This is a genomic window from Kitasatospora sp. CM 4170, assembly GCF_032110285.1.
Taxonomy (GTDB): Bacteria; Actinomycetota; Actinomycetes; order Streptomycetales; family Streptomycetaceae; genus Kitasatospora; species Kitasatospora aburaviensis.
Genome location: NZ_CP134877.1, coordinates 5,293,107 through 5,305,695, shown reverse-complemented (window position 1 = coordinate 5,305,695; position 12,589 = coordinate 5,293,107). Strand labels below are relative to the sequence as shown.

Here is a 12,589-nt window from a genome sequence, read left to right as displayed (position 1 = left end):
TCATCAGACGGACCTCATCAGGAGAGTCGTGGCGACCAGCACCAGCGTGCCGCCGAACATGGAGAGCGCGTACGAGCGGACGTAGCCGTTCTGGATCCGGCGCAACCGGCCGGAGATTCCACCGATGGTGGCGGCCAGGCCGTTGACGAAGCCGTCCAGGCCGCGGCTGTCGAAGTAGACCAGCGCGGCGGCCAGCGCCGAGCCGGGGCGGACCAGGACGGCGTGGTTGAAGTCGTCCTGGAGCAGGTCGCGCCGGGCGGCCCGGGTCAGCGGGGAGCCGACCGGCGGCACCACGGGGACGGCCGAGCGCCCGTACATCAGGTACGCGATCCCGACGCCGATCAGCATGCAGACCGTGGCCAGCACGGAGACCGTCAGCGGGGTCAGCGGGGAGTTGCCCTCCTCGTGGCCGGTGACCGGCTCCAGCCAGTTGACGAAGGAGTTGTTCAGGACGAACAGGCCGCCCGCGAAGACCGAGCCGAAGGCGAGCAGGATCATCGGGGTGGTCATGGTCTTCGGCGACTCGTGCGGGTGCGGGTCGTGGCCGTCGGCGTCCGGCTGCCAACGCTTCTCGCCGAAGAAGGTCAGGATCATCACCCGGGTCATGTAGAACGCGGTGATGGCCGCGCCGAGCAGGGTGCAGAGCCCGAGGATCCAGCCCTCGGTCCCGCCCTTGGCGAAGGCCGCGTCGATGATCTTGTCCTTGGAGAAGAAGCCGGACAGACCGGGGAAGCCGATGATGGCCAGGTAGCCGAGGCCGAAGGTGATGAAGGTGATCGGCATGTACTTGCGCAGACCGCCGTAGTGACGCATGTTCACCTCGTCGTTCATGCCGTGCATGACCGACCCGGCGCCGAGGAACAGCCCGGCCTTGAAGAAGCCGTGCGTCACCAGGTGCATGATCGCGAAGGCGTAGCCGATCGGACCGAGGCCGGCGGCCAGGATCATGTAGCCGATCTGCGACATGGTCGAGCCGGCCAGCGCCTTCTTGATGTCGTCCTTGGCGCAACCGACGATCGCACCGAAGAGCAGCGTGACGGCACCGACCACCACCACGGCGGTCTGGGCGTCCGGCGCCAGGTTGAAGACGGGGCCGGAACGGACGATCAGGTAGACGCCGGCGGTCACCATCGTGGCCGCGTGGATCAGGGCCGAGACCGGGGTCGGGCCCTCCATCGCGTCCCCGAGCCAGGACTGCAGCGGCACCTGGGCGGACTTGCCGCAGGCCGCCAGCAGCAGCATCAGTGCGATCGCGGTCAGCTTGCCCTCGCTCGCCTCGCCGGCCACACCGGTCGAGCCCTCCGAACCCAGCAGCGGCCCGAAGTCGAAGGTGCCGAACTCGGCGAACATCAGCATGATCGCGATGGAGAGGCCCATGTCGCCGACCCGGTTGACGATGAACGCCTTCTTGGCGGCCGTCGCGGCGCTCGGCTTGTGCTGCCAGAAGCCGATCAGCAGGTACGAGGCGAGGCCGACGCCCTCCCAACCGAAGTACAGCAGCAGGTAGTTGTCGGCGAGGACCAGCAGCAGCATGGCCGCCAGGAAGAGGTTCAGGTAGGCGAAGAAGCGGCGCCGGCGCTCGTCGTGCGCCATGTAGCCCACCGAGTAGAGGTGGATCAGCGTGCCGACGCCGGTGATCAGTAGGACGAAGGTGATCGAGAGCTGGTCGAGCTGGAACGCGACGTCGGCCTGGAAGCCGTTCACCGGGATCCAGGTGAACAGCCTCTCGGTGACGGCGCGTTCGTCGGCCGACCGACCCAGCATGTCGGAGAAGAGTGCGAGGCCGAAGCCGAAGGAGAGCGCGGCCAGCCCGGTGGCCAGCCAGTGGCCGAACCGGTCGAAGGCGCGGCCCCCGAGCAGGAGCAGGACGGCGCCGGCCAGCGGAGCCGCCACCAGCAGCGGAATGAGAGAGTTCACCGAAGGCCCTCCGCCTACAGCTTCATCAGGTTGCTGTCGTCGACCGAAGCGGAGTGCCTGGTCCTGAAGATGGAGACGATGATGGCGAGGCCCACCACGACCTCGGCCGCCGCGACCACCATGGTGAAGAACGCGATGATCTGCCCGTCCAGGTTGCCGTGCAGCCGGGAGAAGGTGACCAGCGCCAGGTTCGAGGCGTTGAGCATCAGCTCCACGCACATGAACAGGACGATCGCGTTGCGCCGGATCAGCACGCCCGAGGCGCCGATGGTGAACAACAGGGCGGAGAGATAGAGGTAGTTGACCGGATTCACTCCGCGTCCTCCTCGTCCTGGCCGTTCGGCACGGCGTGGTTGTTCGGGGCCACCGGCTCCAGCTCCCGCGGCCCGGGCGCCGCGCCGCCCTCCACCTGCTTGCGCGGGCCCGCCACCGGCGGGCGCTCGGACTGCGGGCGGCCCAGCCAGTCGGCGGTGGTCTCCTCCAGCTCGGCCATCCGCCGCAGCATCTCCTGGCTGACGTCGCGGACCTGGCCGCGCTCGCGCAGGGTCTCCATCACCGAGCTGTCGGCGACGGTGCCGTCCGGCAGCAGGGCGGGGATGTCCACCGCGTTGTGCCGGGCGTAGACGCCGGGCGCGGGCAGCGGCGAGAGCTGGATGTTGTCCTTGACCCGCTGGGCGGCCAGCTCGCGCTGGGTCTTCGGGGCGTTCACGTGCTCGCGGTGGGTCAGGACCATGGCGCCGATCGCGGCCGTGATCAGCAGCGCACCGGTGACCTCGAAGGCCCAGACGTACCTGGTGAAGATCAGCCGGGCCAGGCCCTGCACGTTGCCCTCGGCGTTGGCCTCGGCCAGGCCGGTGAAGGTGTCCAGCTTGGCGTTGGCGATGCCGGCGATCAGCAGGACGCCGAAGCCGAGACCGCAGAGCACCGCGGCGAACCGCTGGCCCTTCAGCTGCTCCTTCAGCGAGTCGGCGGTGGTGACACCGACCAGCATCACCACGAAGAGGAAGAGCATCATGATCGCGCCGGTGTAGACGACGATCTGCACCACGCCCAGGAAGACCGCGCCCTGGGCCATGTAACAGACCGCCAGGGCGAGCATGGTGGCCGCCAGGCAGAGCGCGCTGTGCACGGCCTTCCGCATCAGCAGCATGCCGAGCGCACCGCCGACGGCGATCACCGCGAGCACCCAGAACTGGACGGCCTCGCCGGTGGAGGTCGCGCCGGTGACGGCCGCCTGGGCGGCGGCCAGGTTCAGCGGGGTCACTGCTGCGCCTCCTTCTCCCGCAGGGTGCGCTCCTGCTGGACCGTGCCGGGCGCGGCCGCGGTGATCTCGCCGCGGTAGTACGCGCCCTCGTCCGCACCCGGGAAGATCGCGTGCGGGCTGTCGACCATCCCCTCGGAGAGGCCGACCAGCAGCTGCTCCTTGGTGAAGATGAGGTCCCTGCGCGAGGAGTCGGCCAACTCGTACTCGTTGGTCATGGTGAGCGCGCGGGTCGGACAGGCCTCGATGCAGAGGCCGCAGAGGATGCAGCGGGCGTAGTTGATCTGGTACACCGCGCCGTAGCGCTCGCCCGGCGAGTAACGCTCCTCGTCCCGGTTGTCCGCGCCCTCCACGTAGATCGCGTCGGCCGGGCAGGCCCAGGCGCAGAGCTCGCAGCCGACGCACTTCTCCAGGCCGTCGGGGTGCCGGTTCAGCTGGTGGCGGCCGTGGAAGCGCGGAGCGGTGGGCTTCTTCTCCTCCGGGTACTGCTCGGTCAGCCGCTTCTTGAACATGGCCTTGAAGGTCACGCCGAAACCCGCGGCGGGCCCGAGGATGGAGGGCCTGTCGGGCCGCTCCGGCCGGTCGCCGCTGCCGTTCTGGTCGGACGACATCGCGGTCAGCTCCCTTCGGAATGGTCGGCCCCGTTGAGGGCGTCCTGGAGTTGCTTCGGAGCTCGGCTGCGCCGGCGCGGGACCGGCGGGAGCTCCTGGCCGGGCAGCGGGGGCACCGGGTACCCGCCGGCCATCGGGTCGAACTCGGCGGCCGGCGGCTCGGTCGGCTCCTCGGGCTTGCGCCTGAGGAAGTCGCGCAGCAGGGCGAGCAGCAGGATCGCGCCGACCGGGGCGCCGACGTACAGCACCACCTCGCCGAAGTCGTAGCCCTCGTTGCGCAGCGCCCGGACGGCGGCCACCATGACCAGCCAGACCAGCGAGACCGGGATCAGCACCTTCCAGCCCAGCTTCATGAACTGGTCGTAGCGGAGCCGGGGCAGCGTGCCGCGCAGCCAGATGAAGAAGAAGAGCACCACCTGGATCTTGAGGATGATCCAGAGCATCGGCCACCAGCCGTGGTTCGCGCCCTCCCAGAAGGCCGAGATCGGCCAGGGCGCCCGCCAACCGCCCAGGAAGAGCGTCGAGACGACCGCGGAGACGGTGACCATGTTGACGTACTCGGCCAGCATGAACATCGCGAACTTCAGCGAGGAGTACTCGGTGTTGAAGCCGCCGACCAGCTCGCCCTCGGCCTCCGGGAGGTCGAACGGGGCCCGGTTGGTCTCCCCGACCATCGCGACGACGTAGACGATGAACGACACCGGTAGCAGCACCGCGAACCAGGTCGGCTGTTGCGAGGCGACGATCTCCGAGGTGGACATCGAACCCGAGTAGATGAACACCGCCGCGAAGGACAGGCCCATCGCGATCTCGTAGCTGATCATCTGGGCGGACGAGCGCAGCCCGCCGAGCAGCGGGTAGGTCGAACCGGACGACCAGCCGGCCAGCACGATGCCGTAGATGCCGACCGCGGCGGTGGCCAGGATGTAGAGCAGCGCCACCGGGAAGTCGGTCAGCTGGAGCGGTGTCCGGGTGCCGAAGATCGACACCTCGTTGTCGGCCGGGCCGAACGGGATCACCGCGATGGCCATGAACGCGGGGATCGCGCAGACGATCGGGGCCAGGATGTAGACCGCCTTGTCGGCGCCCTTGACCACCAGGTCTTCCTTGAGCGCCAGCTTCACGCCGTCCGCGAGGGACTGCAGCAGGCCCCAGGGGCCGTGCCGGTTGGGGCCGATCCGCAGCTGCATCCAGGCGACGACCTTGCGCTCCCAGACGATCGCGACCAGGACCGTGCCGACCAGGAAGGCGAAGCAGAAGACGGCCTTGAGCAGCACCAGCCACCAGGGGTCACGGCCGAAGAAGCCCAGGGTCTCGTACGCGGCGAGGTTCACTGCTCCTCCTCCGGGGTGGTGGCGGACTGGTCGGTGGTGCCGGCCGCCTCGGCGGTGGACGCGGTGTCGGCTGCGGCTGTGGTGGCTGCGGCGACGGTGGTCGCCTCGGCGGCGTGGCCGGGTGGCGCGTCGGGTGCGGACCCTGCGGCCTCGCCGGACTCGCCGGGCTCGACGGACCCGGCGGCGACGGCTTCGGGCGCCACGGTGACCAGGTGGCCGACCGTGGTGCCGAGGGTGCGGTGGGCGCCGCCGGGGGTGGAGTTGAGCGGGATCCAGACCGTGCGGTCCGGGAGGTCCTTGGTGATCTCCAGCGGGAGGGTCAGCGAGCCGGCCGGGCCGGTCACCCGGAGCCCCGCCGTGGGCCCCTCGGCCACGCCGATCTCCTCGGCCGTCGCCGGCGAGATCCGGGCGACGGCCCGGTGCCGGGTACCCGCCAGGTGCGGATCGCCCTGCTGGAGCGTGCCGTTGTCCAGCAGCTGGCGCCAGCCGGCGAGCACCGCCTGGCCGGTGGCCGGCCGGGGCAGCAGCCCGGGGTGCGCGGCCGGGTCGGTGACCCGGTCGCCGGCCCACGGGGCGAAGCGGTCCAGCTCCAGTCGGGCCGCCCGGACGTCGGGCAGGCCGAGCCGGTGGCCCATCGCGTCCGCCAGCATGTTCAGCACCCGGACGTCCGGGTGGAGGTGGCGGCTCATCAGCTGGTCCGGCTTGAGCGCGGCCTCGAACATCCGTACCCGACCCTCCCAGTCCAGGAAGGTGCCGGACTTCTCGGCCACCGCGGCGACCGGCAGCACCACGTCGGCGTGCGCGGTGACCGCGGACGGGCGCAGCTCCAGCGAGACCACGAACGGCACGGCGGCCAGGGCCTCGTCGGCGAGCTCCGGGTCCGGGAGGTCGTCCGGGTCGACGCCGCCGACCAGCAGGGCGTCCAGGTCGCCGGAGGCGGCCGCGGCCAGGATCTGGTCGGTGTCCCGGCCCAGCCGCGCCGGGAGCTCGGCCACGCCCCAGGAGGCGGCGGCCTCGGCCCGGGCGGCCGGAGCCGCGACCGGACGGCCGCCCGGCAGCAGCCCCGGGAGCGCGCCGGCCTCGACGGCGCCGCGCTCGCCGGCCCGGCGGGGGATCCAGGCGAGCCGGGCACCGGTCGCGTGCGCCAGGCGCAGCGCCGCGGTGAGCGCGCCGGGGACGGTGGCCAGCCGCTCGCCGGCCAGGATCACGGCGCCGGGGCTGCGCAACAGCTCGGCGGCGCGGCCGGCGTCGTCGTTCAGCGGCTCGTCGGCGGCCAGGGCGGCCAGCCACTCGGGCTCGGTGCCCGGGGCGGCGGGCAGCAGCGCGCCGCGCAGCTTGGTCAGGCCCCGGGAGCCGAACGCGGCGATCGAGAAGACCTTGAGGCCGTGGGCGCGGGCGGCCTTGCGCAGCCGCAGGAAGACGATCGGCGACTCCTCCTCGGGCTCCAGGCCCGCCAGCAGGACGGCCGGCGCCGCTTCGAGGTCCTGGTAGGCGACGCCCGCCCCGTCCAGGTCGACCCCGCGGCCGGCGACGGCGGCGGCCAGGAAGTCCGCCTCCTCGCCGCTGTGCGGGCGGGAGCGGAAGTCCACGTCGTTGGTGCCGAGCACCACCCGGGCGAACTTGGCGTAGGCGTAGGCGTCCTCGACGGTGACCCGGCCGCCGGTCAACACGCCGGTGCGGGAGCCGCGCAGGCCCGCGGCCGCCCTGGCGAGCGCCTCCGGCCAGGAGGCGGTGACGAGTTCACCGGTGCCGGGGTCGCGGACCAGGGGGGTGGTGAGCCGGTCGCGCTGCTGGGCGTAGCGGAAGGCGAACCGCCCCTTGTCGCAGTTCCACTCCTCGTTCACCGCCGGGTCCTCCCCCGCCAGCCGGCGCAGCACCTTGCCGCGGCGGTGGTCGGTGCGCTGGGCGCAGCCGGAGGAGCAGTGCTCGCAGACGCTCGGCGAGGAGACCAGGTCGAACGGCCGGGAGCGGAAACGATAAGCCGCGGAGGTGAGCGCGCCGACCGGGCAGATCTGGATGGTGTTGCCCGAGAAGTAGGACTCGAAGTCGTCGCCCTGCCCGGTGCCGACCTGCTGGAGGGCGCCGCGCTCGACCAGGTCGATGAACGGGTCCCCGGCGATCTGCTGGGAGAAGCGGGTGCAACGGGCGCAGAGCACGCAGCGCTCGCGGTCCAGCAGCACCTGGCTGCTGATCGGGACCGGCTTCTCGTAGGTGCGCTTCATCCCCTCGAACCGGGAGTCGGCGTCGCCGGTGGACATGGCCTGGTTCTGCAGCGGGCACTCGCCGCCCTTGTCGCAGACCGGGCAGTCCAGCGGGTGGTTGATCAGGAGCAGCTCCATCACGCCGCGCTGGGCCTTCTCGGCCACCGGCGAGCTGACCTGGGTGCGCACGACCATGCCCTCGGCGACCGGGATGGTGCAGGAGGCGACCGGCTTGCGCTGACCCTCGATCTCGACGATGCACTGCCGGCAGGCGCCGGCCGGGTCCAGCAGCGGGTGGTCGCAGAAGCGCGGGATCTGGGTGCCGATCTGTTCGGCCGCCCGGATCACCAGCGTCCCCTTGGGGACCTGCACTTCGACGCCGTCGATGGTGAGCGTGACCAGTTCGACCGCCGCCTTGGAGGTGGATGGCTCTGTGATCGTCACGCGTGCACCTCCCTTTCGGTGGCGGACTGGTGGCCGGGGCGGGGGCCGTCGGCCCAGACGGTGGAGGCTGCCGGGTCGAGCGGGCAGCGGCGCTCGGCGATGTGCTGCTCGTACTCGGCCCGGAAGTGCTGGAGCGAGGAGACGATCGGGCTGGCCGCACCGTCGCCGAGGGCGCAGAAGGACTTGCCGTTGATGTTGTCGGCGATGTCGAGCAGCTTCTCCAGGTCGCCGTCGACGCCTTCGCCGGCCTCGATCCGCTTGAGCAGCTGGACCAGCCAGTAGGTGCCCTCACGGCACGGGGTGCACTTGCCGCAGGACTCGTGGGCGTAGAACTCGGTCCAGCGGGTGACGGCCCGGACCACGCAGGTGGTCTCGTCGAAGATCTGGAGGGCCTTGGTCCCGAGCATCGAGCCGGCCGCGCCGACGCCCTCGTAGTCGAGCGGGACGTCGAGGTGCTCGTCGGTGAACATCGGGGTGGACGAGCCGCCCGGGGTCCAGAACTTGAGCCGGTGGCCGGGCCGGATGCCGCCGCTGATGTCCAGCAGCTGGCGCAGCGTGATGCCGAGCGGGGCCTCGTACTGGCCGGGGTTGGTGACGTGGCCGGAGAGCGAGTAGAGCGTGAAGCCGGGCGACTTCTCGGTGCCCAGGCTCTTGAACCACTCCTTGCCGCGGGCCAGGATCGGCGGTACCGAGGCGATCGACTCGACGTTGTTGACCACGGTCGGGCAGGCGTAGAGGCCGGCGATGGCCGGGAACGGCGGGCGCAGCCGGGGCTGGCCGCGGCGCCCCTCCAGCGAGTCCAGCAGGGCCGTCTCCTCGCCGCAGATGTAGGCGCCGGCCCCGGCGTGCACGGTGATGTCGAGGTCGACGCCGGAGCCGAGGATGTCGCGGCCCAGCAGTCCGGCCCCGTACGCCTCGGCCACGGCCGCGTGCAGGCGGCGCAGCACCGGGACTACCTCGCCGCGCAGGTAGATGAAGGCGTGGTCGCAGCGGATCGCGTAGGACGCGATGATCATGCCCTCGATCAGCACGTGCGGGTTGGCGAACAACAGCGGGATGTCTTTGCAGGTGCCCGGCTCGGACTCGTCCGCGTTGACCACCAGGTAGTGCGGCTTGCCGTCGTTCTGCGGGATGAACTGCCACTTCATGCCGGTGGGGAAGCCGGCGCCGCCGCGGCCGCGCAGACCGGCGTCCTTGACCAGGGCGATCACGTCGTCCGGGGGCATGGCCAGGGCCGCTCGGAGGCCCTCGTACCCGGCGTGGCGGCGGTAGGTGTCGAGCGTCCAGGGACGGGTGTCGTCCCAGGGGGCGGAGAGCACGGGGGTGAGCAGCTTCTCGGCCGGCTCGGCGGAGGTCATCACGCTTCGGTCCCTTCGTGGCCGGTTCCGGTGCCCTCGGGGCCGAGCCCCTCGTGGCGGGGGGAGACGACCCTGGTGCCGCCGGTTCCGGGCAGGGCCTCGCCCCGGGCCAGGCGCAGGCCGGCCAGCGAGGGCGCACCGCCGGCGCCGGACTCGTCGACGACGCCCGGGCGCTCGTCGGGGAAGCCGGCCAGGATGCGGGCGGACTCCTTGAAGCTGCAGAGCCGGGCGCCCCGGGTGGGGTGGACCTGCCGGCCCGCCCGCAGGTCGTCGACCAGCCGCTTGGCGCTCTCCGGGGTCTGGTCGTCGAAGAACTCCCAGTTGACCATCACCACGGGGGCGTAGTCGCAGGCCGCGTTGCACTCGATGTGCTCGATCGAGATCTCCCCGTCCTCGGTGGTCTCGTTGTTGCGGATCCCGAGGTGCTGCTGGAGCTCGTCGAAGATCTGGTCGCCGCCGAGCACCGCGCACAGGGTGTTGGTGCAGACCCCGACGTGGTACTTCCCGGCGGGCCGGCGGCGGTACATGGTGTAGAAGGTCGCGACCGCGGTGACCTCGGCGGTGGTGAGGTCCAACTGCTCGGCGCAGAAGCGGATGCCGGACGGGCTGACGAAGCCCTCCTCGGACTGCACCAGGTGCAGCAGCGGCAGCAGCGCGGACCGGGCCTCCGGGTAGCGGCCGATCAGCTCGGCGGCGTCGGCGGCGAGCCGGGCGCGCACCTCCTCGGGGTACGGCTTGGCCGGCAGCGCCGGCATCCCCAACTGGACGTCTGTCACCGGTCCACGCCTCCCATCACCGGGTCGATCCCGGCCACCGCGACGATCACGTCGGCGACCTGGCCGCCCTCGCACATCGCCGACATCGTCTGCAGATTGGTGAACGACGGATCGCGGAAGTGGACCCGGTAGGGGCGCGTGCCGCCGTCGCTGACCACGTGGACGCCCAGCTCGCCCTTGGACGACTCCACCGCCGCGTACGCCTGGCCGACCGGGACCCGGAAGCCCTCGGTGACCAGCTTGAAGTGGTGGATCAGGGCCTCCATCGAGGTGCCCATGATCTTGCGGATGTGGTCGAGCGAGTTGCCCATGCCGTCGGGACCGACGGCGAGTTGCGCGGGCCAGGCGATCTTCTTGTCGGCCACCATGACCGGGCCGGGCCGGAGCCGGTCCAGGCACTGCTCGACGATCCGCAGCGACTGGCGCATCTCCTCCAGGCGGATCATGAACCGGCCGTAGGAGTCGGCGCTGTCCGCGATCGCGACCTCGAAGTCGTAGTCCTCGTAGCCGCAGTACGGGTCGGACTTGCGAAGGTCGTGCGGCAGGCCGGTGGCGCGCAGGACCGGGCCGGTGGCGCCCAGTGCCAGGCAGCCGGACAGGTCGAGGAAGCCGACGTCGACCAGGCGGGCCTTGAACAGCGGGTTGCTTGCGGCCAGCTTGTCGTACTCGTGCATCCGCGAGCGGAGCGTCCTGACCGTCTCGCGGATCCGGTCGACGGCGCCGGGCGGGAGGTCCTGGGCGAGACCACCGGGGCGGATGTACGCGTGGTTCATCCGCAGGCCGGTGACCAGCTCGAAGATGTCCAGGATGAGCTCGCGGTCGCGGAACCCGTAGACCATCAGGGTGGTCGAGCCGATCTCCATCCCGCCGGTGGCCATGCAGACCAGGTGCGAGGAGATCCGGTTGAGCTCCATCATCAGGACCCGGATGACGTTGGCCCGCTCCGGGATGTCGTCGGTGATGCCGAGCAGCTTCTCGACCGCCAGGCAGTAGGCGGCCTCGTTGAACAGTGGAGCCACGTAGTCCATGCGGGTCACGAAGGTGGTGCCCTGGACCCAGTTGCGGAACTCCATGTTCTTCTCGATGCCGGTGTGGAGGTAGCCGATGCCGCAGCGGGCCCCCTTCACCGTCTCGCCGTCGATCTCCAGGATCAGCCGCAGCACGCCGTGGGTGGACGGGTGCTGGGGGCCCATGTTGACGATGATGCGCTCGTCGTCGGCCCGGCCGATGGCCTCGACCACCTCGCCCCAGTCGCCGCCGGTGACGGTGAAGACCCGGCCTTCGGTGGTTTCGCGGGCCTGCGCCTGTTCCGCCGCTGCCTCTTCGAAGTGCTGAGTACTCATCAGCTGTACGACCTCCGCTGGTCGGGCGCCGGGATCTGGGCGCCCTTGTACTCGACGGGGATGCCGCCGAGCGGGTAGTCCTTGCGCTGCGGGTGGCCCACCCAGTCGTCCGGCATCATGATCCGGGTGAGCGCCGGGTGGTCCTCGAAGACCAGGCCGAAGAAGTCGTAGGCCTCGCGCTCGTGCCAGTCGTTGGTCGGGTAGACGCTGACCACGGACGGGATCCGCGGGTCGGCGTCCGGGGCCGTCACCTCCAGCCGGATCAGCCGGCCGTGGGTGATCGAGCGCAGGTGGTAGACCGCGTGCAGCTCGCGCCCCTGGTCGCCCGGGTAGTGCACGCCGCTCACGCCGAGGCAGAGCTCGAAGCGGAGCGCCGGGTCGTCGCGCAGGGTGCGGACGGTCTTCAGCAGGTGCTCGCGGGCGATCTGGAAGGTCAGCTCGGAGCGGTCGACGACGGTCTTCTCGATCACGTCCGCCGGGTCGAGCCCCTGCTCCTCCAGGGCGCCCTCCAGCTCGTCGGCGACCTCGTCGAACCAGCCGCCGTAGGGGCGCGGGCTGGCCGCCGGCAGGACGATCGGGGCGGCGAGGCCGCCGAAGCCGGAGGTGTCGCCGCTGCCCTGGGCGCCGAACATGCCCTGGCGCCGGCCGACCACCTCGACGGGGATCTCGCGGTGCGCCTGCTCGCGGCGGGTCTCGGGTACCTGGTCGTTCATCGCAGCTGCCCCCGCATCTCGCTCACCGGGGTGGCCTTCAGCGCCAGCGCCTCGCCCAGCTCCTCGGCCCGGCGCCGGTTCACGCCCAGCGGCTCGTGCTGGATCTTGTCGTGCAGCTTCAGGATGGCGTCCATCAGCATCTCCGGCCGGGGCGGACAACCGGGCAGGTAGATGTCCACCGGGACGATGTGGTCCACGCCCTGCACGATCGCGTAGTTGTTGAACATCCCGCCCGAAGAGGCGCAGACGCCCATCGAGATGACCCACTTCGGATTGGGCATCTGGTCGTACACCTGGCGCAGCACCGGGGCCATCTTCTGACTGACCCGACCCGCCACGATCATCAGATCGGCCTGCCGGGGGGATCCCCGGAAGACCTCCATGCCGAACCGGGCCAGGTCGTAGCGGCCGGCCCCGGTGGTCATCATCTCGATCGCGCAGCAGGCCAGCCCGAAGGTGGCCGGGAAGACGGACGCCTTGCGCACCCAGCCGGCGGCCGTCTCCACGCTGGTGAGCAGAAAGCCGCTCGGCAGCTTCTCCTCGATTCCCATCAGATCCCTCTCAATGCCCTCAAGTCCTGTGGTTGCTCCGGCCGTTCGGGCTTGTCCACCCGTTCACAAGGTCGGCGGCA

The 12,589-nt window shown here is 71.0% G+C and carries 10 protein-coding genes and 1 pseudogene; all 11 read right to left on the bottom strand.

The window, feature by feature from the left end; translation table 11 throughout:
• Positions 1-3: 3 nt before the first annotated feature.
• Positions 4-1,917, bottom strand: a complete 1,914-nt coding sequence (gene nuoL / locus RMN57_RS22715) for an NADH-quinone oxidoreductase subunit L (RefSeq protein WP_313765169.1) — start codon at positions 1,915-1,917, stop codon at positions 4-6.
• 14 nt (positions 1,918-1,931) lie between these two features.
• Positions 1,932-2,231 carry an NADH-quinone oxidoreductase subunit NuoK gene (gene nuoK / locus RMN57_RS22710; protein ID WP_209412994.1) on the bottom strand — a complete coding sequence of 100 codons (300 nt, stop codon included), beginning with the start codon at positions 2,229-2,231 and terminating at the stop codon, positions 1,932-1,934.
• Complete coding sequence (locus tag RMN57_RS22705) at positions 2,228-3,181, bottom strand: NADH-quinone oxidoreductase subunit J (RefSeq protein ID WP_380235574.1); 954 nt, start codon at positions 3,179-3,181, stop codon at positions 2,228-2,230. Before RMN57_RS22705 ends, nuoK begins: the two co-directional genes overlap by 4 nt.
• Entirely contained in the window at positions 3,178-3,789 is a 612-nt protein-coding gene (gene nuoI, locus RMN57_RS22700) for an NADH-quinone oxidoreductase subunit NuoI (RefSeq protein WP_380235576.1), read from the bottom strand. Before nuoI ends, RMN57_RS22705 begins: the two co-directional genes overlap by 4 nt.
• 5 nt (positions 3,790-3,794) lie before the next feature.
• Positions 3,795-5,123 carry an NADH-quinone oxidoreductase subunit NuoH gene (gene nuoH, locus RMN57_RS22695; RefSeq protein ID WP_313765168.1) on the bottom strand — a complete coding sequence of 443 codons (1,329 nt, stop codon included), beginning with the start codon at positions 5,121-5,123 and terminating at the stop codon, positions 3,795-3,797.
• A 155-nt stretch (positions 5,124-5,278) separates the two neighbouring features.
• A pseudogene (locus RMN57_RS22690) lies at positions 5,279-7,768 on the bottom strand (NADH-quinone oxidoreductase subunit G); the annotation flags it as partial.
• Positions 7,765-9,126 (bottom strand): NADH-quinone oxidoreductase subunit NuoF, encoded by a 1,362-nt coding sequence (nuoF, locus tag RMN57_RS22685; protein WP_313765167.1) that lies wholly within the window; start codon positions 9,124-9,126, stop codon positions 7,765-7,767. The pseudogene RMN57_RS22690 and the gene nuoF, both read right to left, overlap by 4 nt.
• Positions 9,126-9,902 (bottom strand): NADH-quinone oxidoreductase subunit NuoE, encoded by a 777-nt coding sequence (gene nuoE, locus RMN57_RS22680; RefSeq protein WP_313765166.1) that lies wholly within the window; start codon positions 9,900-9,902, stop codon positions 9,126-9,128. Before nuoE ends, nuoF begins: the two co-directional genes overlap by 1 nt.
• Entirely contained in the window at positions 9,899-11,245 is a 1,347-nt protein-coding gene (locus tag RMN57_RS22675; RefSeq protein ID WP_313765165.1) for an NADH-quinone oxidoreductase subunit D, read from the bottom strand. Before RMN57_RS22675 ends, nuoE begins: the two co-directional genes overlap by 4 nt.
• Positions 11,245-11,958, bottom strand: coding sequence for an NADH-quinone oxidoreductase subunit C (locus tag RMN57_RS22670; RefSeq protein WP_313765164.1), 714 nt, complete (start codon positions 11,956-11,958; stop codon positions 11,245-11,247). The genes RMN57_RS22675 and RMN57_RS22670 overlap by 1 nt, the downstream gene beginning before the upstream one ends.
• Positions 11,955-12,509 (bottom strand): NADH-quinone oxidoreductase subunit B family protein, encoded by a 555-nt coding sequence (locus RMN57_RS22665; protein WP_238951215.1) that lies wholly within the window; start codon positions 12,507-12,509, stop codon positions 11,955-11,957. Before RMN57_RS22665 ends, RMN57_RS22670 begins: the two co-directional genes overlap by 4 nt.
• Positions 12,510-12,589 lie beyond the last annotated feature (80 nt).

Excerpts from the sequence above, each read along its gene's own strand:
- nuoI (WP_380235576.1), bottom strand. The coding sequence starts at position 3,789 with ATGTCGTCCGACCAGAACGGCAGCGGCGACCGGCCGGAGCGGCCCGAC.
- nuoF (WP_313765167.1), bottom strand. The coding sequence starts at position 9,126 with ATGACCTCCGCCGAGCCGGCCGAGAAGCTGCTCACCCCCGTGCTCTCC.
- RMN57_RS22675 (WP_313765165.1), bottom strand. The coding sequence starts at position 11,245 with ATGAGTACTCAGCACTTCGAAGAGGCAGCGGCGGAACAGGCGCAGGCC.
- RMN57_RS22670 (WP_313765164.1), bottom strand. The coding sequence starts at position 11,958 with ATGAACGACCAGGTACCCGAGACCCGCCGCGAGCAGGCGCACCGCGAG.
- RMN57_RS22665 (WP_238951215.1), bottom strand. The coding sequence starts at position 12,509 with ATGGGAATCGAGGAGAAGCTGCCGAGCGGCTTTCTGCTCACCAGCGTG.